Genomic DNA, 24,122 nt, shown 5'->3' on the forward strand with positions numbered 1-24,122 from the left:
TCGACACGCGGCTCTGGCGGCCGCGCGCAATTTTTTTACAGTCGATGTGGCTGGTCACCCCTTGCCTTTCGTAGTTGAGCGGCAAGATATGGAGATTGGCTTCATCCGGAATCTTCCGAAATGATAAGGATAATGATTACAATTATCAATACAATTATGAAGAAGTGTGTCCGTTTGTAAGCCTTGCGGGCATAAAAAAAGCCCTCTTTAAAAGAGGGCTTTATCGAAAGCGGTAGAGTGTGGAATTAGCCTTTAAAGCGTTCCGGGAACTTCATTTCGCTGTAGCGCACGAAGCGGGTACCTTTCACCAGCTTGTAACCAAACCAGATAACCAGGAACAGCGGAATACCGATGTAGGTCGCCGCCACGCCGCCCCAATCAATGGTGTCCTTGAGGAAGGCTTCATAGTTCTGGCCAAGGGTGATGATAAGGCACAGTACGAAGGCGAAGATCGGCCCCAGCGGGAAGAACCCGGAACGGTACGGCAGGTTATTAATATCGTTACCCTGCAACACGTAACCACGACGGAAACGGTAGTGGCTGATCGCAATACCCAACCAGGCGATAAAGCCAGTCATCCCGGAGGTATTCAGCAGCCACAGGTAAACCGTCTGGTTGCCGAACATCGAGGTCAGGAAGCACAGCGCCGCAATCACGGTAGTCGCATACAGCGCGTTGCGCGGTACGCCGCCTCTCGACAGCTTCGAGAAAATGCGCGGCGCTTTGCCGTCGCACGCCAGGGTATACAACATACGCGTAGAGGCGTACATCCCGGAGTTACCCGCCGACAGCACCGCCGTCAGGATAACCGCGTTCATGATCGCCGCCGCAGAGAGCAGACCGGCGTGCTCGAATACCAGGGTGAACGGGCTAACGGAAATGTCTTTAACGTCGTTGCGCAGCAGGCTCGGATCGGTATACGGGATGATCAGGCTGATAATCAAAATCGCGAAGACATAGAACAGCAGGATACGCCAGAACACCTGACGCACCGCGCGCGGAATGTTCTTCTCCGGATTTTCCGATTCGCCCGCGGCAATACCGATGAGCTCGGTACCCTGGAAGGAGAAGCCGACAATCATCGCCACGCCGATCATCGCCGCAAAACCGCCGGCAAACGGCGCATCATCAATGCCCCAGTTGCTCCAGCCCGCCGGCTTGGCGCCTTCGAAAATGCCAAAAATCATCATAATGCCGACGATGATAAAGATAATCACGGTGGCAACTTTAATCAGCGAGAACCAGTACTCCGCTTCGCCGAAGCCGCGTACCGAGATCCAGTTCAGCAGGAACATGATGCCGAGGAATAAGGCGCTCCAGATCCAGCCGGGTGTATCCGGGAACCAGTAGCTCATCACCAGCTGCGAAGCAACGAGGTCAACGGCGATAGTCACCGCCCAGTTGTACCAGTAGTTCCAGCCCAGCGCGAAACCAAAGCCTTCTTCTACATAGTTCTGACCGTAGGTCGCAAAAGAGCCTGAAACCGGCATAAACGCCGCCAGCTCGCCGAGGCTGGTCATCAGGAAATACACCATCAGACCGATCAGAATGTAGGAAAGCAGCGCGCCGCCGGGGCCTGCCTGAGAAATTGTTGCGCCAGAGGCAACGAAAAGACCTGTACCGATGGAACCGCCAATAGCGATCATGGTCAAGTGGCGCGCTTTTAGCTCGCGGCGGAGCGTGGGCGCTTCTGTGGTTTTAGTTTCCGAAACCATGTGAAAATGCTATCCATCCAAAAAATGAGGCGCGATTGTAGCAGACGATCGTCCATCCATCCGGTACAAATGCAAAGTTATAAGAGAGCTTCATGATCTGACACAAATTATTAGTAAAGCAGTAATCCTGCATTGGCGCATAAAAAAACAGACAAAAAATCGCGGCTTACGGCAAAATAACGCGAGGATTGTCACAATGCTGAAGGAGTCAGCTTATGGTTTCCCCCACTCGTCGCAGCCTGGCCCCCGATGCCTTTCTGCTACTGGCGATTTTCTGCCTGTATCTATTCGTTATTGGCCTGTACGCCAGTATCACGGTGCTGGAACACTGGTTGCGGCTGCCGAATTACCTGACCGATAACAGGGAGACTTTTCTTGTCGGCGCGCTTCCTCTTGCGATTGCGGGGCTGCTGGGGCTACTGGCGGGCGTCGGAGTGAAAAAGCGGCTGATGGTTCGGCTATGCAAAGTCTTCTGCGCCTTTTCTCTTATCTATATTGCGGCTTTCGCCTGGCTGGACTGGCGCACGATGGACCACTATCGGGATAACCCGCAGTACGGCGTATGCAAGCAATACAGCAAACACACCATTTATATGTACGTGTGGAATAGCGACTGGTGCGACCATTTCGACAAAAGGGTGCAAACCCCCTCCCCCATTGCTAATAGGGAGAATACCCCGTGAAGAAACCAGCAAAAGTTGCTAACGCCGAACCGCAGGCCACTCGCGCACAGCGAATCTGGCAACAGCTAAACGCATGGCTTATTTTTCCGGCGCTAGGGGTTTACGCGCTCTATTTAGCAACCGACTATCTGCCATTACTGAAATTACGCGGTTGGCCGGACTTCGCCTCCGTTTCCTTACTGAAGGCCAATTTTACCGGCTCCGCGCTGCTCTTTTTTTCATTCGCCTGGCGGATGGGCAGAGTGCTGCGTGGTAAAACCGTCGATGGAAGTTATGAAAATCGCCTGCTGACCGCTATCGCCGGATTTACGCTGGCGCTGCTGATCGTCATCAACAGCGCCATTTTTACCTTACATTTTACGGTATACGGCTCGCCGCGCTACATTCGCTGCTGGGAACCCGTTCCCATGGGCAGCTGGCATTATGCCAGAACCCCGGAGATCTGCGTGCAGCACGGCTACGCGCCAATAAGGGATACCGCTACACCTCGCAGTAACGGATAAAGCGCTGCAGCGCCTTGGAAACGTGTTTTTGCCGATGGCGAATACGCCACAACGTGCGCGTCAGGCGCGGCAGCGGCAGCTTGAGCTCCACCAGCGTTCCGGCCTCCAGCTGTTCGGCAATGACTCGCCTCGACAGGCAGCTGATGCCTAGTCCGTGGCGCACCGCATGTTTAATCGCCTCTGAGTTGCCAAGCTCCATGCCTAACTGGAACGCGGGCAGATGCGACAACAGCACATAATCGACGATCTCCCGCGTGCCGGAGCCATGCTCGCGCAGGATCCACTGCGCTTCCGCCAGCCGTTGCAGCGTCAATTCGCCTTCGAGGAATGGCGAATCAGGGGCGGCGAACACCACCAGTTCATCTTCAATCCACGGCTCGGCGATAATATCCGCCGCGTGGCACGGCCCTTCGATCAGGCCAATATCGACGCGCAAATCGCTGACCGCATTAATCACATCCTGGCTGTTGCCAACGCTCAGCTCCAGCGGCAGTTCAGGGAAGTCGCGGCGGTAGCGGGCGATGATTTCCGGCAGAATATAGTTGCCGATGGTGCTACTGGCATAAACGCGGATAGCGCCATTATCGCCGCGAAACAGCTGTTCTATCTCTCCGGCGCGCTCCAGCAGGGCCAGCGCGCGCGGGTAGAGCAAGCGGCCATGCTCGTTGACCACCAGCCGTTTACCGACGCGGTCAAAAAGCTGAACGCCGAGTTGCCCCTCCAGATCGGTCAGCGCCGCGCTCACCGCCGACTGCGACAGCGCCAGCATCTGTGACGCCTGAGTCGTCGACCCGCTTTTCAAAACCTCAGCAAAAACTTCCAGTTGCCGTAGCGTGATATGCATAACTCACCTGTGTATTAGCCCAAGCTGGATAACCGTCAACGCTATGTTGACATAAATCAGCAGGGCTGTGGCCTGAAGGATGAAGGGTATAACCCAAAATCATTCGTGCTGCAGAAAGGCGGCAAGTGAGCGACAAATTCGTCAGGAACGAATTTGACCAGTCAAAGGCTGGCCTCCGGTGAGGGACAAGGATGTCCCTCATTAATCCCCAGGAGCTTACATCAGTAAGTGACTGGGGTGAGTAAACGCAGCCAACACATCTGCAGCGCGAAGGATGAAGGGTTTATCACTTATTCCGATAGATTATAAATATATAATCAATTTTATTTTTAAACCAGCCAGTCGTATTCTTTGCCCAGACAAAGGAGAAGGTTATGACAGCACTCACTTTACCCACTAAACATCGCACCCTGTGGCATTTCGTCCCAGGTCTGGCGCTGACCGCCGCGTTGACCGGCGCCGCCCTGTGGGCAGGCAGTTTCCCTGCTATCGCCGGCGCGGGCTTCAGCGCGCTGACGCTGGCTATTTTGTTCGGCATGGTGGTCGGTAATACCGTTTATCCTAAAATTTGGCAGTCCTGCGACGGCGGGGTGATTTTCGCCAAGCAGTATCTGCTGCGCCTGGGGATCATTCTTTATGGTTTTCGTCTGACGTTTGCCCAGATTGCTGACGTCGGCGTCAGCGGGATCCTGATTGACGTACTGACGCTGTCCAGCACTTTCTTTATCGCCTGTTTCCTCGGGCAGAAGGTTTTCGGGCTCGATAAACATACCAGCTGGCTTATCGGCGCCGGTAGCAGCATCTGCGGCGCCGCGGCGGTCCTGGCCACCGAGCCGGTCATCAAAGCCGAAGCCAGTAAAGTGACGGTCGCCGTGGCGACAGTGGTTATCTTCGGTACTATCGCTATCTTCCTCTACCCGGCGATGTACCCGCTGCTGGCGCACTGGTTCACTCCGGAAGCCTACGGCATCTATATGGGCTCCACCATGCATGAAGTCGCTCAGGTGGTCGCCGCCGGTCACGCGGTTAGCCCGGACGCCGAAAATGCGGCGGTTATCGCCAAAATGCTGCGCGTGATGATGCTGGCTCCGTTCCTGCTGTTCATCGCTGCTCGTGTGAAACAACTGGCGCCAGCCGGTAACGGCGAAAAGAGCAAAATCACCATTCCGTGGTTTGCCATCCTGTTTATTCTGGTGGCGGTATTTAACTCCTTCCACCTGCTGCCGAAAGCCGTCGTCGATATGCTGGTCACCCTCGATACCGTACTGCTGGCGATGGCGATGGCCGCGCTGGGCTTAACCACCCACGTCAGCGCACTGAAAAAAGCCGGTGCGAAGCCGCTGCTGATGGCGCTGATGCTGTTCGTCTGGCTGATTGTTGGCGGCGGCGCGATTAACTTCGCTATCCACCACCTGATTGGCTAAGCAGTAAGTTTTCTCGTCGATATTCATTCATTGCTGTAACTCTCCGGTTAAGCCGCTATCATTACCCTCCCCCCAGCGGCTTAACTGGAGTTTTTTTATGAAATATATTGGAGCGCACGTTAGCGCCTCCGGCGGTCTGGCCAATGCCGCCATCCGCGCCGCCGAAATCGAAGCGACCGCCTTCGCCCTGTTCACCAAAAATCAGCGTCAATGGCGCGCCGCGCCGCTCACCGACGAAGCGATTGCCGAATTCAAAGCCGCCTGCGAAAAATATCACTTCGGCCCGGGGCAAATCCTGCCGCACGACAGCTACCTGATTAACCTCGGTCATCCGGTCGAAGAAGCGCTGGAGAAATCCCGCGAGGCGTTTATCGATGAATTAACCCGCTGCCAGCAGTTGGGATTAACGCTGCTCAACTTCCATCCGGGCAGCCACCTGCAGCAGATCCCGGAAGATGAATGCCTGGCGCGTATCGCTGAATCCATCAACATCGCGCTGGCGAAAACCGAAGGCGTGACCGCGGTTATCGAAAATACCGCCGGTCAGGGCAGTAACCTCGGTTTTAAATTTGAGCATCTTGCCGCCATCATTGACGGCGTTGAAGACAAATCCCGCGTTGGCGTCTGCATTGATACCTGCCACGCTTTCGCCGCCGGCTATGACCTACGCAGCGCGGAGGAGTGTGAAAAGACCTTCGCCGAATTCGAACGGATCGTCGGCTTCCGGTATCTGCGCGGCATGCACCTGAATGATGCCAAAAGCGCTTTTGGCAGCCGCGTCGACCGTCACCATAGCCTGGGTGAAGGCAATATCGGCCATGATGCTTTTCGTTGGATCATGCAGGATAACCGTTTCGATGGTATCCCGCTGATTCTGGAAACCATTAACCCGGATATCTGGGCGGAAGAAATTACCTGGCTGCGGGCGCAGCAGACCGCCGAAGTGGCCTGAATCCAGACACAAAAAAAGGGCCGACAAATCGGCCCTTTTTTATTGCGCTTATATTACGCCGCTTTTTCAGCTTCCGCCGCCGGCGCTTCCGGGCGCTTCAGCACCGCGTAAGAGAGACCCGCAACCAGCGTACCGGCAATAATCGCCAGCAGATAACCCAGCACCGGAGTGATGGCGCCTGGGATCAGCAGAACGAACAGACCGCCATGCGGCGCCATCAGTTTCGCGCCTACCGCCATCGAGATAGCGCCGGTCACCGCGCCGCCAACGATACAGCAAGGCAGTACGCGCATCGGGTCACGTGCGGCGAATGGAATCGCCCCTTCGGTAATGAAGCACAGACCCAGAACCAGCGCCGCTTTACCGCCTTCACGCTGCGATTTATCGAACTTGTGGCGGGCAATCAGCGTCGCCAGGCCAAGCGCCAGCGGTGGCACCATACCGGCCGCCATAATCGCCGCCATCGGCGCATAGGTTTGAGTACTCAACAGACCCACACCGAAAGCATAAGCCGCTTTGTTCACCGGGCCGCCCATATCGGTACACATCATGCCGCCAAGGATCGCGCCGAGCAGCACCGCGTTCGCCGTCCCCATGGTTTGCAGCCAGTGGGTGAGCCAGGCCAGGATACCCGCCACCGGTTTACCGATCAGGTAGATCATCGCCAGACCAACAATCAGGCTGGAAATCAGTGGAATGATCAGAATCGGCTTCAACGCTTCCATACTCTGCGGCAGTTTCAGCTTAGTGCTGATTAACTTCGCCACATAACCGGCAAGGAAACCGGCGATAATACCGCCGATAAAGCCGGAACCGCCGCTGACGGCCAGCATACCGCCGATAAGGCCAGGCGTCAGACCCGGACGGTCAGCGATGGAGAAAGCGATAAAGCCAGCCAGTACCGGCACCATCAGCGCAAAGGCTGAACCGCCGCCGATTTGCATCAACGCCGCCGCCATGGTGTCTTTCACTTCAAACGCTTTAATACCGAACGCGAACGACAGCGCGATACACAGACCGCCTGCTACCACCATCGGCAGCATGTAGGAGACGCCGGTCAGCAGGTGACGATAAGCGCCAGCCGACTCTTTTTTACCTTCGCCGGACGCCTGCGGTTTGCCGGATGGCTGGTACGGTTTTGCTTCCGCAACGGCTTTATCCAGTTCCTGCGCGGTTTTCTTCAGCGCCAGTCCGGTAGTGGTGCGATACATCGGTTTACCAGCGAACTTCGCCAGATCGACTTCGATATCGGCGGCGACGATCACCAGATCCGCCTGCTCCACCTCTTCCGGGGTAATGGCATTACCGGCCCCCACTGAGCCACGGGTTTCTACTTTCACCCACCAGCCGCGTTTTTTAGCCTCGGTTTCAATGGCTTCCGCCGCCATAAAGGTATGAGCTACACCGGTCGGACAAGCGGTAACGGCGACAATGCGTTTCTGCCCCTGGGCGGCGGCCGGAACGGCTACCGCCGCTGGCGCAACGTACGGCTTAGCGTGATCTTTCGCTTCACCCAGGAACAGCTCCGGATGGGCGACAGCACGGTTAATATCGCCCAGAAAGACGTTTTTACCATTCAGCGAGCTATCGGCCGGCAGCGCGGTCCCCAGTACGATGGCCAGTTCGGCATCGTTCGGGTTATCAATCAGCTCAAGGTGCGCTTTCTGCGCCGCGGCGCTGAGCAGGGTCTTCGCCATGTAGGCGCGAGCCTGGCCAAGCCCGGCATCAATAATCAGCAGCGTTTTCATTATGCCTCTCCTGCTGTCAATTAAAGGGTTGTAAGTCGACGCGCGCCATCATTGCGGCCAACTGGGTACGATCGGTAATGCCAACGTTGCTCTGGCTAACGGCCAGGGCGGCGACGGCGGTCGCCAGGCGCAGGGTATGCTCGCTGGATTCACGCATCAGCAGGCCGTAAATCAGGCCGCCGACCATCGAATCACCGGCGCCGACGGTGCTGACGACTTCTACTGAAGGCGGTTTGGCAATCCATTCGCCGGAGGCGTTAACCCACAGCGCGCCCTCTTCGCCTAACGAAATCACCACGTGGGCGATACCTTGCTCGCGCAGCGCATGGGCGGCGTCGATAACATCTTTCATCTCCGGCAACTTGCGGCCAGCCCAGATTTCCAGCTCGCGGCGGTTTGGTTTTACCAGCCACGGCGCGGCTTTCAGCCCTGCAACCAGCGCTTCGCGGCTGCTATCGAAAATAATGCACGGGCACTGGCTGCGCAGGCGCGTCATCCAGTCGGTAAAGGCTTCCGGACTCACGCCGGACGGCAGGCTGCCGCTGACGCAAACCATATCGAACTGCCCCAGCCAGCTCAGAGAATCATTAACGAAACGCTCCCAATCCGCCGGGGTTACTTCGAAACCGGAGAAGTTGAAATCGGTCACTTCGCCATCTTTTTCCGTCAGCTTGACGTTAATACGGGTACGCCCCTGCACCACCTGGAAGCGGTTGGCGATACCCAGCTCGCTAAACAGCTGCTGGAAGCCATCCTGGTTATCTTTACCGAGGAAGCCGCCGACGGTGACGTCGATGCCAAGATCTTTCAGCACCTTCGCCACGTTGATACCTTTGCCTGCCGCATGCAGGCCAGTGGTGCGCACCAGGTTCACTTCGCCACGTTCGATTTCCGGGGTGAAACCCACCAGGTCGTATGCCGGATTTAATGTAATCGTTGCTACACGTCTGCTCATTTATGCGCCCTCCCCAAGGCCTGCGGCGATCGCTTCGCCAATCGCATCCAGCGCTTGTTGCGCATCTTCACCCTGCGCGGTAAAACGCAGACGGTGACCTTTTTTCACACCCAGCGCCACGACCTTCATCAGGCTGCGGCCATTGGCCGGCTTGCCGGAACCATCGAGGTTGGTAACGGTAATGTCGCTGGAGAATTGTTTAATCGTATTAACCAGCATCGTGCCCGGACGTGCGTGCAGCCCGTGCTCGTTGCGTACCACAAACTCGGCGTTCAGCACGTCTTCAGCAATGGCGTCGTCGCTGGTCAGCAGCGCCAGCAGCGTGGCGGCGTCGGCTTTCAGCAGATGCTCCGCTTTTTTATCAATAAGCAGATTGCTCAGGCGATTAAGCACCGCGGTCGGCTGCTCATCGGCCATCGCGACGGTGATCAGCAGCGCCACCGGCTGCCCGTCAGCGGTAAACGCATTGGCGGCGCGACTCACGGCGATAGCGCTGCGCAGGTTGCCTTCCGCACAGTCGTTCAACCAGATCCCCTGGCCCAGGTTAAGCGGCACATCGTTAATAGTGCGGCTGACGAAATCGGCGTTTACCGCCCCCGCCTCTTTCAGCCGCGCGGCGTTCAGCGCCTGCAGCGTCAGCAGATCGTTGGCGACCACGTCGAGGCTCAACGTTTCGTTGTCGAGCTTCAGCGCTTCGCTTTGCTTTTCGCCCATCAGCAGAGCGCGCAGTTCTTCTGCGGTGGTGACGGTTCTCAACTGTTCAGCCACCGAGTCGTCGCTCAGGACGTGCGTCAACTGACGCAGCAGACCGAGGTGCTCGTCGGAGCTGGCGGCAATACCGATCGCCACATAAGCGGTTTGTCCTTCTCCCCAGGTCACGCCCTGCGGGAACTGATACACCTGTACGCCCGTTTTCAGAACCTGGTCGCGGGTATCGGTGGTGCCGTGCGGAATAGCGATGCCATTGCCGAGGAAAGTGGAGGTCTGCTGCTCGCGGGCAAGCATACCGTTAACGTAGCCGTCAGCCACATTACCCGCGCTAACCAGCGCGCCAGCAATCTGACGTATTGCCTCTTCTTTATTCGCGGCCTGCTGGCCGGGATGGATATCCTGTACAGATAACTGGAACATAGTTCTCCTCTCCGCTGAATTGAATCGTTTCAGCTAACATGAGAAAAAATACGCCACCCGATGACTGGATAATACTCTGATGACGCTGAAACGTTTCAATGAGTCTGTACCTTTCTTGCGCACTGCGCAAGTAAACTCCGAAGGCTGATAACAGAATTTAGAGATACCGCACATTTTTGCTGAAGCTAATGGTGAAATGCGCCATTGGCTTCAGCATTTTGCTGAACGACATAATTTGAAACGCCTTTTTAATTTTTCGTGCCATACCACTATTCATTTTATGGGTGTCGACGTAAACTTCGCCTCTCCTGAAACCAATGATATTCCAGCATGCAAAACAGTAGCGCCGCCCTTCCCCGCCGCGGGTTCGACTTAACCTCCTCCGCTTTTCTTATCGTCGCCTTTCTGACGGGGATCGCCGGGGCCTTACAGACCCCGACCCTGAGCCTGTTTTTGACCAATGAGGTGCACGTGCGCCCGGCAATGGTCGGCTTCTTTTTTACCGGCAGCGCGGTCATCGGCATTCTGGTAAGTCAGTTTCTTGCCGGGCGTTCCGATCGTAAAGGCGATCGCAAGCAGCTGATTGTCGCCTGCTGCCTGCTGGGGGTGCTGGCCTGCGTGCTGTTCGCCTGGAACCGCAACTACTTTATTCTGCTGTTCGTCGGCGTCTTCCTTAGCAGCTTTGGCTCTACCGCCAACCCGCAGATGTTCGCCCTTGCCCGCGAGCATGCCGATAAAACCGGCCGCGAGGCGGTGATGTTCAGCTCGATTCTGCGCGCGCAGGTCTCGCTGGCGTGGGTGATCGGCCCGCCGCTGGCCTACGCGCTGGCGATGGGTTTTGGTTTTACCGTGATGTATCTCAGCGCCGCCGTGGCGTTTATCGTCTGCGCGCTGATGGTCTGGTTCTTCCTGCCCAGCATGCGTAAAGAGAGCAAAACCGCCGGTGGTCATCTTGAAGCGCCGCGTACCAACCGCCGCGATGCGCTGCTGCTGTTCAGCATCTGTACGTTAATGTGGGGCACCAACAGCCTCTATATCATTAATATGCCGCTGTTTATCATTAATGAACTGCATCTGCCGGAGAAACTGGCCGGGCTGATGATGGGGACCGCCGCCGGGCTGGAAATCCCCACCATGCTGATTGCCGGTTATTACGCGAAACGTTTTGGAAAGCGCTTGCTGATGCGCATTGCCGCGCTTGCCGGACTGCTGTTTTATGTCGGTATGCTGACTGTCCATACCCCGGCCCTGTTGCTGGCGATGCAGGCGCTGAACGCGATTTACATCGGGATCCTGGCCGGTATCGGTATGCTCTATTTTCAGGATCTGATGCCGGGCCAGGCGGGCGCGGCGACTACGCTGTATACCAATACCACGCGCGTCGGCTGGATCATCGCCGGCTCGCTGGCGGGCGTTGTCGCGGAAATCTGGAGCTATCACGCAGTGTTCTGGATTGCGCTGGCGATGGGAATTATCGCCCAGGGCTGCCTGTGGCGGATTAAAGACGTTTAAGGCGCGGTCAGCGCTTCGAGATGAATGAGATAAGCCATCGCCTGCTGACGCGTGCTGCCGCACATTTCCGCGGCCGGCTGTAAACCTGCACAGACTTTAGGGCGCAGCGGCGAGGCAAAAATCTTGCAGCGCAGATGTTCATCCAGCTGCACGCATGGGGTGTTAGCCGGCTTGCCGTCAGGCATTCCGGGAATGGGGCTTGAGATGGACGGCGCGGTGCAACAGGCTCCGCAGTCCGGGCGACATTCCATACCTGACTCCTTAATGAGTGGGAAGCGGACAGTAGCAAAATATCGCCCGTCAGGAAAGCTGAAGCTGGCGACACGGCTTTTTCAGCAGCGCCGATCGAAGATTTGCCAGGAGATAGCAAAAGTCGCGAATTCCGCTTGCCTGAAAGGCCCGGCGCGAGTAGTTTTACGCGATATTTTTGACCCTTTAAGTGACAGGATTACTGCAATGCCAAGAGCGAATGAAATTAAAAAAGGTATGGTGCTGAATTACAACGGCAAACTGCTGATTGTTAAAAATATTGATATTCAGTCGCCAAGCGCCCGTGGCGCAGCAACGCTGTATAAAATGCGTTTTTCCGACGTGCGTACCGGCCTGAAAGTAGAAGAACGTTTTAAGGGCGACGACATCGTTGATACCGTTACCCTGACCCGTCGTTTTGTTGACTTCTCCTACGTCGATGGCAACGAATACGTGTTCATGGATAAAGAAGACTATACCCCGTATACCTTCACCAAAGAGCAGATCGAAGAAGAGCTGCAGTTTATCCCGGAAGGCGGCATGCCGGATATGCAGGTTCTGACCTGGGATGGCCAGCTGCTGGCGCTGGAGTTGCCGCAGACCGTTGACCTGGAAATCGTAGAAACCGCGCCGGGAATCAAAGGCGCTTCCGCCAGTTCGCGCACCAAACCGGCCACCATGAGCACCGGGCTGGTGATTCAGGTTCCGGAATACCTGACCAGCGGCGAGAAAATCCGCATTCATATCGAAGAGTGCCGCTATATGGGCCGCGCGGACTAACCTCCCGCCTCTGACGGTTGCCCGGCCCAGCGTCGCGCAGGCCGGGGAATGTCCCGGATGGCGGCGCTGCGCGCCTTATCCAGGCTACTCGCTGCCGATATCAGGCACAAAAAAGGACAGCCGTTGGCTGTCCTTTTGCTTTCCCTCACGCCACGATTACAGCAACTCAGGATATTTGGTCATCTTCAGCGCCAGCTCAACGCCGCGCACTTCCGCCATGCCTTTCAGACGGCCAATCGCCGAATAACCGGGGTTGGTTTTCTTACGCAGATCGTCAAGCATTTGATGCCCATGATCCGGACGGAACGGGATGGGACGCAGATCGCCTGCTTTCTTACGACGCAGCTCTTCGCTCAGAATCGCATCAACCACCGCCACCATATTGACGTCACCGTTCAGGTGCGCCGCCTCGTGGAAGGTTTTAGGATTCTCTTCACGGCAGGTAGAGCGCAAATGGGTAAAGTGGATACGATCGCCGAAGGTTTCCACCATCTTCACCAGATCGTTATCGGCGCGAACGCCATAGGATCCGGTACACATGGTAAAGCCGTTATAAATGCTGTCCACCGTCTCTTTCAACCACTGCATATCTTCGATAGTCGACACGATACGCGGCAGGCCGAGGATCGGACGCGGCGGATCGTCCGGGTGAACCGCCAGGCGCACGCCGACTTCTTCGCACACCGGCACAATCGCCCGCAGGAAGTAAGCCATGTTCTCACGCAATTGCGCTTTATCGATATGGTCATACTCCGCCAGACGTGCGCGGAACTGATCGAGGGTATAGCCCTCTTCCGCTCCCGGCAAGCCGGCGATGATATTGCGGGTCAGCTTGTCGATATCCGCCGCGCTCATCGCCTTAAAGTAAACGTCCGCTTGCTGCTGTTCTTCAGCGCTATAGTCAGCTTCGGCGCCCGGGCGTTTAAGGATGTGCAGTTCAAAAGCGGCGAAAGCAATCTGGTCAAAACGCAGCGCTTTGGAGCCATCAGCCAGCTGATATTCCAGATCGGTACGCGTCCAGTCCAGAATCGGCATGAAGTTATAGCACACGGTATCAATACCGCAGGCCGCCAGATTGCGGATGCTCTGCTGATAGTTGGCAATCCACTTCTCATATTGTCCGCTGTGGGTTTTGATATCCTCGTGCACCGGGATACTCTCAACAACCGACCAGCTCAGGCCTTTTTCCGCCAGTAGCGCTAAACGCTGTTGGATCTCTTCTACCGGCCAGACCTGGCCATTCGGAATATGATGCAACGCGGTCACGACACCCGTGGCGCCCGCCTGGCGCACATCATCAAGCGATACCGGATCGTTCGGTCCATACCAACGCCAGGTTTGCTCCATCGCAATGCCCTCTTTAAGTTGTTATACCAATAATGTGAAACATCATGACGACTACCATACATGCTTCTGCTGAATGGTCAATTTCCCCCGTAGCATTGATTGATCCAGCTCACACTAAGCGGATAAATTCGGCTTACCAATTTAAATTGTTGTCATATAACTTTACACTACCTCATGTTAATCATTGGTTAATCAGGTGTATAAAAATGACAACTATCGCTACCGCCGCGCTGCCAGCAGGCGTGCAACTTCCGCAATACGATCGCCGCCAATTGCGCTCGCGTATCGTGCACCTTGGTTTTGGCGCATTTCATCGTGCGCATCAGGCGCTGCTAACCGACCGGGTGCTTAACGCCAGCGGCGGCGACTGGGGAATTTGTGAAATCAGCCTGTTCAGCGGCGATAAGCTGATGAGCCAACTGCGTGCGCAAGACCACCTGTTTACGGTGCTGGAAAAAGGCGCTGAGGGTAACCAACCGATCGTGGTTGGCGCAGTACATGAATGCCTGAACGCCAAACTTGATTCGCTGGCAGCAATTATCGAAAAATTTTGCGAACCGCAGGTGGCTATCGTTTCGCTGACGATTACTGAGAAAGGTTATTGCATCGATCCGGCCACCGGTAAACTGGATCCAGCCCAGCCGCGCATCGTTCACGATCTGGAAAACCCGACGCTGCCGCAGTCGGCTCCCGGTATTTTAGTTGAAGCGCTCAATCGCCGCCGCGAACGCGGACTCGCACCCTTTACCGTACTCTCCTGCGACAATATTCCCGACAATGGTCACGTCGTGAAAAACGCCGTCCTCGGCATGGCTGAGAAACGAAGCCAGGAGTTGGCAAGCTGGATTGCTGAACATGTCAGCTTCCCCGGCACCATGGTTGACCGCATCGTGCCAGCCGCCACCGAAGAATCTCTGGCTGAGATTGCCTCCGTGCTGGGCGTTGACGATCCCTGCGCTATCAGTTGCGAACCGTTTATTCAATGGGTAGTGGAAGACAATTTTGTCGCCGGGCGCCCGGCCTGGGAAACGGCAGGCGTACAGATGACCAACGATGTCCTGCCGTGGGAACAAATGAAACTGCGCATGCTCAACGGTAGCCACTCCTTCCTCGCCTGGCTGGGCTACCTGGCGGGGCATGCGCACGTTAGCGAATGCATGCAGGACGATGTTTTCCGCCATGCCGCCCGTCGCCTGATGCTTGATGAACAAGCGCCAACGCTATCGATTACCGGCGTGGATTTAGTTGCCTATGCCGACAGCCTGATAACGCGCTTCGCCAATCCGGCCTTAAAGCATCGCACCTGGCAAATCGCCATGGACGGCAGTCAAAAGCTGCCGCAGCGCATGCTCGATAGTATACGCGTTCATCTGGCAAACGACAGCCGCTGGCCACTGCTGGCGCTGGGCGTGGCGGGCTGGATGCGTTACGTAAGCGGCGTCGACGACGCCGGGCAAGCCATTGACGTGCGCGACCCGCTAGTCGACAAAATCAAACGGTTGGTTGACGCCAGCCAGCAAGAGGAACGCGTCAGCGCCCTGCTTGGCCTGGAAGAGATATTTGGCAAAGATCTGCCGGGCAACCCGCAGTTTGTTGCTGAAATCACTTCAGCCTGGCAGCAACTGACAACATTCGGCTCCCGCCAGGCCGTGGCTAACGCTCTGCATAGTTAACAATTTCTGCTGTTTAGCGGACAGAATGTTTTTCTGTCCGCAGTAACCCTTCTCTTTTTCCCCTTTTTTCGTCAGGATAGTCGCAACTGTTACAACATTACATTTCTATGCTGGAGGGGATGTGACCAAAACTAACCTGATCACGGGCTTTCTCGGCAGCGGCAAAACGACCTCGATTCTTCATGTACTGGCCCACAAGCCTGCAAATGAAAAATGGGCCGTGCTGGTCAACGAGTTCGGCGAAGTCGGCATCGACGGCGCCCTGCTGGCGGAAAGCGGCGCGTTGCTAAAAGAGATCCCCGGCGGCTGCATGTGCTGCGTCAACGGTCTGCCAATGCAGGTTGGGCTCAATACGCTGCTGCGCCAGGGAAAGCCCGATCGTCTGCTGATTGAACCAACCGGACTGGGTCATCCCAGGCAGATCCTTGATACCCTCACCGCTGCGGTCTACGAGCCGTGGATCGATCTGCGCGCGACGCTGTGCATTCTCGATCCGCGCCAGCTGTTGGAGGAGAAGATCGTAGCCAATGATAATTTCCGCGATCAGCTGGCCGCAGCCGATGTCATCGTCGCCAATAAAAGCGATCGGGCGACGCCGGAAAGCGAGGCCGCTTTTACCAACTGGTGGCAACAGTACGCCGGCGAGCGCCTGCAGGTGAACGCCACCCAAGGAAATATCGAGCTCGCGCTGCTGGATCTGCCGCGCCGTAACACCGCCCCGCTGCCGGCAAGCCCGGACCACGTGCATAGTCACGGACAAAAGCAGGGTCTGGCGGCGTTAAATCTACCGGCGCACCAACGCTGGCGTCGCAGTGTTAACAGCGGCCAGGGATACCATGCCTGCGGCTGGATTTTTGATGCTGATACCCAATTTGACACCGTTGGGTTGCTGGAGTGGGCGCGTCTGGCGCCGGTTGGCCGGGTGAAAGGCGTGATGCGTATTGCTGAAGGATTGGTGCGTATCAACCGTCAGGGACTCGATCTGCATATCGAAACGCAAAATGCGCCGCCGCCGGATAGCCGCATCGAACTGATTTGTGAATCAGACGTTGACTGGAATGCCCTGCAGTCCTCGCTGTTGAAGCTTCGTTTAAGTTAATGCGGCTATTTTTAGCCGCTGTTTAAAAAAATCGCATCTGTTATGACTAAAAACCGTATTCCCCTTATCTTGCTGCTGAACGTCGCGGGCGTAGCCTTATTTTGTTCCTGGTATCTACCGGCAAATCACGGTTTCTGGTTCCCGCTTGACTCGGCTATTTTTCACTTCTTTAACCAGGGCGTCAGCGCCAACCACGCGTATGCCTGGCTGTTAGCGATCATCAACAATCGCGCTTTCGACGCCTGCTCGCTGCTGGCGATGGGCTGTCTGATGCTCAGTTTCTGGATCAAAGCGCAGAGCGCTGAACGCCGTCGTATTATCCTTATGGGGCTGGTGATGTTGCTCGCAGCGGTAATTATCAATCAACTTGCCCAGCATCTGATGCCGGTAAAACGCGCCAGCCCTTCGCTGTTCTTTACGGATATCACGAAAGTCAGCGACGTGGTCTCATTGCCCACCAAAGACGCTTCAAAAGATAGCTTCCCGGGCGACCACGGCATGATGTTGCTCATTTTCGCCTCGTTTATGTGGCGATATTTCGGCCGCCGGGCATTTACCATTTCACTGATTATTTTTGTGGTTTTTGCTTTCCCGCGAGTGATGATCGGCGCCCATTGGTTCACCGATATTGCCGTAGGTTCACTCAGCGCGGTGCTGATTGGCGCGCCATGGGTATTAATGACCTCGCTTTCCGATAAGGCCATCGCCTGGTTCGACCGTTCGCTTCCGGGTGGAATAGCAAAAAAATAAGATCATTTTTACATTTTATTAATATTATCCATAAGGGGTCGTTCTGACCCCTTTTTTTATATTTGCTGATGATTTATTCGCGACATCATCTTCCTGTCACATTAATCATCATTGAAATGAAGATATTGCATATTTTTCAGCCAAAAAAGGCGCTATTTTCCCCTTTGCCGATGATTCACTTTTGGTCGCAAAAATACTTATAAGAAATCGCGCAAAACCGCTCGCCATCCCACGTTTGATAGGGTAATCTCTTTCTCGTTTTGCCTTCCCAAGCAACACAATTCATCATCCAAATAAATTTGTGCGGTACTCCACATTTTTAGGCTTAAGGAATTGTCTCATTGCTTTCTGGAATCTAGGCTCTACCACGTTTGGCATTTTTTATAACGACATTGTCGTTAAGGACAACAAGGGAAAATAAACATAATGGTCAAATCTCAGCCGATTTTGAGATATATCTTGCGGGTCGCCCCCGCGATTGCAGTTGCGGTTCTGCTTTCCGCGTGTAGTTCAACAAGTACCGCCAAGAATATGCATTCTGAGACGCATGCTGTGGGTAGTGGAGATTTATCATCACTGCAAGCTTCTCAGGATGAATTTGAAAAAATGGTCAGCAACCTGGACGTGAAGTCCCGTTTGATGGACCAGTATGCTAGCTGGAAAGGCGTGCGTTACCGCCTTGGCGGCAGCACCCGGAAAGGGATCGATTGCTCGGCATTCGTGCAGCGTACTTTCCGTGAACAATTTGGCCTGGAGCTGCCACGCTCAACTTCCGAGCAACAGGATTCCGGCAAATCGATTTCGCGCACTCAACTGCGTACCGGCGATTTAGTGCTGTTCCGCGCTGGCTCTACGGGTCGTCATGTTGGTATCTATATCGGCAACAACCAGTTTGTTCATGCCTCTACCAGCAGCGGCGTCACCATCTCAAGCCTGGATGAGCCATACTGGAAAAAGCGCTATAACGAAGCGCGTCGCGTTCTGAGTCGTTCCTGATTGTTCTTCTTACCGTGAGTTATCCCTTGGCTGACGGTAAGAAATGAAAAGAACACTGCCCCGGCAGTGTTTTTTTTTGCTTCTCCGCCGGTGAACCCCGCAAAATAGGCTATGTCTTTATAAGCTATGTCTTTTAAAGGAAATGGAACCATACTCTTCAGGCATCCCATTGGCGTGATTCAATAATACGGACAGATTCTGGCCTATGCTAACCCGCTACTTTTCACCCCGACGTAAAATCTGGCTTACCAGTATTTGTATCGGCGTTGCCGTCGCGCTACTGGCCGGCAGCATCCAGTTTATGGTTATCTACCACAACCGCTCTGAGCGTTTCGATCAGATAATCAATAACGTCAGCCACTACCTTAATAGCTATTTCGCTGATTTAAGCAAAACCATTGATGGCCTGCAGCCGCTGCTCGATCAGCCCTGCGAACATATTGACTCCGGCCTCGCCGCCAGCGCCGCCTTTAGTCCCAACGTGCGCGCCTTCCTGCTGGTGAAAAACGGCAAAGCGTTCTGCTCATCCGCCACCGGCGCAATGGACACACCGTTTAAACAATTGATACCGCAGCTTGATACCAATAAACCTCTGGATATGGCCATCCTCCAGGGCACGCCGATGATGCCGAACACCGCCGCGCTGGCAATGTGGGTACAACGTCCCGGCGATCGAGACAGCGGCATTTTTGTATCCATCAATGCCAATCTGACGCCTTATATCCTCTATACCGCACGACAGAATGATTTCAGCGGCATTGCGCTGGCCATCGGCCATACGGCAATTTCGACCTTCAGCAGCAAAATTATCGACCCGCTATCATTGCCCAATGAGCCGATACGCCAGATTCAGGTTCCGGGGCTACCGCTAAAAGTGTATCTCTTTTCCAACAGCTGGCTTGGCGAGAATACCCAGTTCGCCCTGTTGCTCGGCGTGGTATGCGGCATGCTTGCCGGCTTGCTCAGCTACTACATCCTGACGATCAAATCCGATCCGCGGAAATCGATCCAACTGGGGATCAAAAACAACCAGTTCTACGTGGTCTACCAGCCGGTGGTAAAGGCCGATACCCTGCAGATTAGCGGCGTTGAAGTGCTGATGCGCTGGCGGCATCCGGTGGTAGGTGAAATCCCGCCTGACGTCTTTATTAATCTGGCGGAGACGCAGCAGATGATCGTGCCGCTTACCCATCACCTGTTAATGTTGATTGCCCGCGACGCGCCGACTCTGCAGCGCATTTTGCCGCGCGGTACCAAGCTCGGTCTGAATATCTCGCCTGCCCACCTGCATGCCGCCGGATTTCAGCAAGATATGCAACGTTTTGCCGCCGCGTTACCCGCAAACTACTTCGACGTCGTGCTGGAGATAACCGAACGTTCGATGATCGATAAAAACCAGTCGATGGCCATTTTTGAGTGGCTCCATCAGCAGGGCTTCGAAATTGCTATCGATGATTTTGGTACCGGCCATAGCGCGCTGATTTATCTGGAGCGCTATAACTTTGATTATCTGAAGATCGATCGTGGTTTTGTGCAGGCGATCGGTACCGAAACCGTCACCTCTCCCGTCCTGGATGCGGTGCTAACGCTAAGCCGCCGTCTACAGTTGAAAACCGTGGCTGAAGGCGTAGAAACGCCGGAGCAGGCGGAATGGCTGCGTGCTCACGGCGTGAAGTATCTGCAAGGTTACTGCTTCAGCCGCCCGCTGCCGCTGGATAAACTGGTCGCCGCCCATGATGAACCGGCAAATTATTTCACAAGCCGCTGAGGGTCGCTTATGATGCGAAACCACCGGGGTTAATGGTCAGAGGATGATATTCCAACTATGTTTGCGCGCATCGGCCTGCTGCTGCTGGCTTTATTTAGCCTGAGTAGCCAGGCGCAAACCATTAAAGAGAGCGAAGCGTTCGCTATTATCGGCGAGCCAAAGTATGCCGTTGACTTTCATCACTTCGATTACGTCAATCCGGACGCACCTAAAGGCGGCAGTATAACGCTTGCCGCCATTGGCACCTTTGACAATTTTAACCGCTACGCCCTGCGCGGTAACCCCGGCGTACGCACCGATGCGCTGTATGACACCCTGTTTACCACCTCGGACGATGAACCGGGCAGCTACTACCCGCTGATAGCCGATCGCGCGCGCTTTGCCGATGATTTCTCGTGGATGGAAATTACCATCAACCCGCGTGCCCGCTTTCATGACGGTAGCCCGATTACCGCCAGCGACGTTGCTTTCACCTTCCACAAATTTATGACCGAAGGGGTACCGCAGTTCCGTCTTATCTATAAAGGGACGACCGTCAAAGCCATCGCCCCGCTGACGGTGCGCATCGAACTGGCCAAGCCGGGCAAAGAAAATATGCTCAGCCTGCTGTCGCTGCCGGTAATGCCTGAGTCATTCTGGCGCCATCATAAACTGAGTGACCCGCTTTCAACGCCGCCGCTCGCCAGCGGCCCCTATCGCATCAGCCGCTGGCGGATGGGGCAGTATATTGTCTATTCGCGAGTCGAGAACTACTGGGCCGCCGACCTGCCGGTAAACCGCGGGCGCTGGAACTTCGACACGATTCGCTACGACTACTATCTTGACGATAACGTCGCTTTCGAAGCCTTCAAGGCCGGAGCGGTAGATATGCGCGAGGAGAGTTCAACAAAAAACTGGGCCACGCGCTATATCGGGCGCAACTTTAGCAACGGTTATATTGTGAAAGACGATCGAACGAATACCTCGGCAAAGGATACCCGCTGGCTGGCTTTTAATATTCAGCGCCCGGTCTTTGCCGACCGTCAGGTACGTGAGGCCATCACCCTTGCATTTGATTTCGAATGGATGAATAAGGCGCTGTTTTACGGCGCCTACAGTCGGCCAAACAGCTACTTTCAGAACACAGAATATGCCGCTCGTGATTACCCGAAGGCCGATGAGCTCGCCCTGCTGGCGCCGATGAAAAAAGAATTGCCGCCTGAGGTCTTTACCCGGATTTATCAGCCGCCAGTTTCCAGCGGCGATGGTTTTGACCGCGCCAATTTACTCAAAGCAGATGCCCTATTGAACCAGGCGGGATGGGTGCTAAAAAACCGTCAGCGCGTTAATGCCAAAACCGGCAAACCGCTGCGCTTTGAGCTGCTGCTCGCCTCCGGCGGCAACGTCAGTTGGGTTCTACCGTTCCAGCATAATTTACAGCGTTTAGGCGTGACGATGGATATCCGTCAGGTGGATAACTCCCAGGCCAACAGCCGACTGCGGAGCCGCGATTACGACATGATGCCCTCACTGTGGCGCGCCACCGCCTGGCCAGATACGGGCTTACAGGTTTCGTGGGCCTCGGACTATATTAACTCCAGCTATAACGCGCCGGGAGTGCAGAACCCGGCGGTCGACGCGTTGATTGCGCAGATCGTGCGCTGGCAGGGCAACAAACAGAAGCTTCTGCCGCTGGGCCGCGCGCTCGACCGGGTGCTGACCTGGAACTATTACATGCTGCCGATGTGGTATATGGCGCAGGACAGGACGGCTTACTGGAATAAATTTTCCTTCCCGCAAACTCGCCCTACCTACTCCTCAGGCTTTGATGGCTGGTGGTACGATGTTAACAAAGCCGCCAGGCTTCCTGCGGACCGACGTTAAGGATTAAAGATGGGCGCCTACCTGCTCCGCCGACTATTACTGGTGATCCCGACGCTCTGGGCCATCATCACCATCAATTTTTTTATCGTGCAGATTGCGCCAGGCGGTCCGGTCGATCAGGCGATCGCCGCCGTGGAGTTCGGCGACCGCGGCGGGTTGCCCGGCGCAGGAGATAGCGGTATGGGCGCCAGCCATGTGCGTACCGGCGTTGGCAATATCAGTGAAGGCCATTATCGCGGCGGACGTGGGCTCGATCCGGAAGTGATTGCCGAAATCACCCACCGCTACGGCTTCGATAAACCCATTCACGAACGCTACTTTAAGATGCTTGGCGACTATCTGCGTTTTGATTTTGGCGATAGCCTGTTTCGCAGCGCTTCGGTGCTGCAGTTGATTAAAGACAGCCTGCCGGTATCTATTACCCTCGGCCTGTGGAGCACGCTGATTATCTACCTGGTGTCGATACCGCTGGGGATCCGTAAAGCCGTCAGTAACGGCAGCCATTTCGACGTCTGGAGCAGCACATTTATCATCATCGGTTACGCCATCCCGGCGTTTCTGTTCGCGATATTACTGATCGTGATCTTCGCCGGCGGCAGCTATTTCGATCTTTTTCCGCTGCGCGGCCTGGTCTCCGCTAATTTTGATAGCCTGCCGTGGTACCAGAAGATCGTCGACTATCTCTGGCATATCACCTTACCGGTGCTGGCGACGGTGATCGGCGGTTTCGCCGCCCTGACGATGCTGACTAAAAACAGTTTCCTTGATGAGATCCGCAAGCAATATGTGGTAACGGCCCGCGCCAAAGGCGTCGGTGAAAAACAGATCTTGTGGAAACATGTTTTCCGCAACGCCATGCTGCTGGTGATTGCCGGTTTTCCCGCCACCTTTATCAGCATGTTCTTTACCGGTTCGCTGCTGATTGAGGTGATGTTCTCGCTCAATGGTCTTGGGCTGCTCGGCTACGAAGCCACCGTGTCGCGCGATTACCCGGTGATGTTCGGCACTCTGTATATCTTCACGTTAATCGGCCTGTTATTAAACATTGTCAGCGACATCAGCTATACGCTGGTCGATCCGCGTATCGATTTCGAGGGCCGCTAATGTCATTTCTCTCCCCCGTTAATCAGGCCCGCTGGGCGCGTTTTCGCCACAACCGCCGCGGCTTCTGGTCGCTGTGGATCTTCCTTGCGCTATTTATTTGCAGCCTGTGCGCCGAGCTTATCGCCAACGATAAACCACTGCTGGTGCAGTATCGCGGTAGTCTCTACGTACCGGTGCTGAAAACCTATAGCGAAACAACCTTTGGCGGTGATTTTGCCACCGCCGCCGACTATCAGGATCCCTGGCTGCAAAAACGGCTGACGGAAAACGGCTGGGTGCTGTGGGCGCCGGTACGTTTCGGCGCCACCAGCATCAATTTCGCCACCGACAGCCCCTTCCCTTCGCCGCCGTCCCGGCACAACTGGCTGGGTACCGACGCTAACGGCGGCGATGTATTCGCGCGGATCCTCTATGGCGCACGGATCTCATTATTATTCGGCCTACTGCTGACGTTCTTCTCCAGCGTGCTTGGCGTGCTTGCCGGGGCGCTGCAGGGCTACTACGGCGGTAAGCTCGACCTGTGGGGGCAGCGTTTTATTGAAGTATGGTCCGGCATGCCGACGCTATTTTTAATTATTCTGCTCTCAAGCGTGGTGCAACCTGATTTCTGGTGGCTGCTGGCGATTACCGTTTTATTTGGCTGGATGACGCTGGTCGGGGTGGTTCGCGCCGAGTTCCTGCGCACCCGTAACTACGATTATATTCGCGCCGCACAGGCGCTGGGGGTCAGCGATCGCCATATACTCCTGCGCCATATGCTGCCGAATGCGATGGTCGCTACCCTCACCTTCCTGCCGTTTATTTTGTGCAGTTCGATAACCACCCTGACCTCGCTCGACTTTCTCGGCTTTGGCCTGCCGATAGGCTCGCCATCGCTGGGCGAACTGCTACTGCAGGGGAAAAATAACCTGCAGGCGCCGTGGCTGGGGATGGCGGCATTTTTGTCGGTGGCGGTGCTGCTGACGCTGCTAATTTTCATTGGCGAAGCGGTCCGCGACGCCTTCGATCCGGGTAAGGCGGTATAAC

General features: G+C 55.5%; 21 protein-coding genes. 14 read left to right on the plus strand and 7 right to left on the minus strand.

The window, feature by feature from the left end; genetic code table 11:
• Positions 1-245 precede the first annotated feature (245 nt).
• Positions 246-1,715 (minus strand): amino acid permease, encoded by a 1,470-nt coding sequence (locus EAE_RS24195; RefSeq protein ID WP_015365702.1) that lies wholly within the window; start codon positions 1,713-1,715, stop codon positions 246-248.
• A gap of 215 nt (positions 1,716-1,930) precedes the next feature.
• On the opposite strand from EAE_RS24195, the gene EAE_RS24200 reads away from it, so the two are divergent.
• Positions 1,931-2,398 carry a hypothetical protein gene (locus tag EAE_RS24200; protein WP_015365701.1) on the plus strand — a complete coding sequence of 156 codons (468 nt, stop codon included), beginning with the start codon at positions 1,931-1,933 and terminating at the stop codon, positions 2,396-2,398.
• Positions 2,395-2,901 (plus strand): hypothetical protein, encoded by a 507-nt coding sequence (locus EAE_RS24205; protein WP_015365700.1) that lies wholly within the window; start codon positions 2,395-2,397, stop codon positions 2,899-2,901. The genes EAE_RS24200 and EAE_RS24205 overlap by 4 nt, the downstream gene beginning before the upstream one ends.
• On the opposite strand, the gene yieE is transcribed toward EAE_RS24205, so the two are convergent.
• Positions 2,879-3,745: a DNA-binding transcriptional regulator YeiE gene (yieE, locus tag EAE_RS24210; protein ID WP_015365699.1), complete on the minus strand. Its 867-nt coding sequence runs from the start codon at positions 3,743-3,745 to the stop codon at positions 2,879-2,881. The genes EAE_RS24205 and yieE overlap by 23 nt on opposite strands.
• Positions 3,746-4,119: 374 nt before the next feature.
• On the opposite strand from yieE, the gene EAE_RS24215 reads away from it, so the two are divergent.
• Positions 4,120-5,169 carry a YeiH family protein gene (locus tag EAE_RS24215; protein WP_015706115.1) on the plus strand — a complete coding sequence of 350 codons (1,050 nt, stop codon included), beginning with the start codon at positions 4,120-4,122 and terminating at the stop codon, positions 5,167-5,169.
• Between the two features lie 97 nt (positions 5,170-5,266).
• Complete coding sequence (gene nfo, locus EAE_RS24220; protein WP_015706116.1) at positions 5,267-6,121, plus strand: deoxyribonuclease IV; 855 nt, start codon at positions 5,267-5,269, stop codon at positions 6,119-6,121.
• 53 nt (positions 6,122-6,174) lie between these two features.
• Here nfo and fruA read toward each other — a convergent pair whose 3' ends face one another.
• From fruA to fruB, 3 genes are read right to left on the minus strand one after another with little or no spacing between them, the layout of a single operon-like run.
• Positions 6,175-7,869, minus strand: a complete 1,695-nt coding sequence (gene fruA, locus EAE_RS24225; protein ID WP_015706117.1) for a PTS fructose transporter subunit IIBC — start codon at positions 7,867-7,869, stop codon at positions 6,175-6,177.
• Between the two features lie 16 nt (positions 7,870-7,885).
• Positions 7,886-8,824, minus strand: a complete 939-nt coding sequence (fruK, locus tag EAE_RS24230; RefSeq protein WP_015365695.1) for a 1-phosphofructokinase — start codon at positions 8,822-8,824, stop codon at positions 7,886-7,888.
• Positions 8,825-9,955, minus strand: a complete 1,131-nt coding sequence (gene fruB, locus EAE_RS24235) for a fused PTS fructose transporter subunit IIA/HPr protein (RefSeq protein WP_015706118.1) — start codon at positions 9,953-9,955, stop codon at positions 8,825-8,827. It abuts the gene before it with no gap.
• Between the two features lie 330 nt (positions 9,956-10,285).
• On the opposite strand from fruB, the gene setB reads away from it, so the two are divergent.
• Complete coding sequence (gene setB, locus EAE_RS24240; protein WP_015706120.1) at positions 10,286-11,467, plus strand: sugar efflux transporter SetB; 1,182 nt, start codon at positions 10,286-10,288, stop codon at positions 11,465-11,467.
• On the opposite strand, the gene EAE_RS24245 is transcribed toward setB, so the two are convergent.
• Entirely contained in the window at positions 11,464-11,718 is a 255-nt protein-coding gene (locus EAE_RS24245; RefSeq protein WP_015365691.1) for a YkgJ family cysteine cluster protein, read from the minus strand. The two genes, setB and EAE_RS24245, sit on opposite strands and share 4 nt — an antisense overlap.
• Before the next feature lie 205 nt (positions 11,719-11,923).
• Between EAE_RS24245 and yeiP the strand changes: the two genes are divergently transcribed.
• Positions 11,924-12,496 (plus strand): elongation factor P-like protein YeiP, encoded by a 573-nt coding sequence (gene yeiP / locus EAE_RS24250; protein WP_015365690.1) that lies wholly within the window; start codon positions 11,924-11,926, stop codon positions 12,494-12,496.
• A gap of 156 nt (positions 12,497-12,652) precedes the next feature.
• Here yeiP and uxuA read toward each other — a convergent pair whose 3' ends face one another.
• Entirely contained in the window at positions 12,653-13,843 is a 1,191-nt protein-coding gene (gene uxuA, locus EAE_RS24255) for a mannonate dehydratase (protein WP_015365689.1), read from the minus strand.
• Between the two features lie 206 nt (positions 13,844-14,049).
• On the opposite strand from uxuA, the gene EAE_RS24260 reads away from it, so the two are divergent.
• The 8 genes from EAE_RS24260 (at position 14,050) to EAE_RS24295 (ending at position 24,121) form a co-directional block, all read left to right on the plus strand.
• Positions 14,050-15,516, plus strand: a complete 1,467-nt coding sequence (locus tag EAE_RS24260) for a mannitol dehydrogenase family protein (protein WP_015706121.1) — start codon at positions 14,050-14,052, stop codon at positions 15,514-15,516.
• A gap of 121 nt (positions 15,517-15,637) precedes the next feature.
• Positions 15,638-16,615, plus strand: a complete 978-nt coding sequence (locus EAE_RS24265) for a CobW family GTP-binding protein (protein ID WP_015706122.1) — start codon at positions 15,638-15,640, stop codon at positions 16,613-16,615.
• 42 nt (positions 16,616-16,657) lie between these two features.
• A complete protein-coding gene (locus EAE_RS24270; protein ID WP_015706123.1) occupies positions 16,658-17,365 on the plus strand; it encodes a phosphatase PAP2 family protein in 708 nt (235 codons plus the stop codon).
• 426 nt (positions 17,366-17,791) lie between these two features.
• Positions 17,792-18,361 carry a bifunctional murein DD-endopeptidase/murein LD-carboxypeptidase gene (mepS, locus tag EAE_RS24275; RefSeq protein WP_015706124.1) on the plus strand — a complete coding sequence of 190 codons (570 nt, stop codon included), beginning with the start codon at positions 17,792-17,794 and terminating at the stop codon, positions 18,359-18,361.
• Between the two features lie 205 nt (positions 18,362-18,566).
• Positions 18,567-20,129, plus strand: coding sequence for a cyclic di-GMP phosphodiesterase (locus EAE_RS24280; RefSeq protein ID WP_015365683.1), 1,563 nt, complete (start codon positions 18,567-18,569; stop codon positions 20,127-20,129).
• Between the two features lie 57 nt (positions 20,130-20,186).
• Positions 20,187-21,992, plus strand: coding sequence for an extracellular solute-binding protein (locus EAE_RS24285; RefSeq protein WP_015706125.1), 1,806 nt, complete (start codon positions 20,187-20,189; stop codon positions 21,990-21,992).
• A gap of 9 nt (positions 21,993-22,001) precedes the next feature.
• Positions 22,002-23,096: a microcin C ABC transporter permease YejB gene (locus tag EAE_RS24290; protein WP_015706126.1), complete on the plus strand. Its 1,095-nt coding sequence runs from the start codon at positions 22,002-22,004 to the stop codon at positions 23,094-23,096.
• Complete coding sequence (locus EAE_RS24295) at positions 23,096-24,121, plus strand: microcin C ABC transporter permease (RefSeq protein WP_015706127.1); 1,026 nt, start codon at positions 23,096-23,098, stop codon at positions 24,119-24,121. Before EAE_RS24290 ends, EAE_RS24295 begins: the two co-directional genes overlap by 1 nt.
• Position 24,122: the final 1 nt, after the last annotated feature.

Origin of the sequence: Klebsiella aerogenes KCTC 2190, from assembly GCF_000215745.1 — a bacterium.
Taxonomy (GTDB): domain Bacteria; phylum Pseudomonadota; class Gammaproteobacteria; order Enterobacterales; family Enterobacteriaceae; genus Klebsiella; species Klebsiella aerogenes.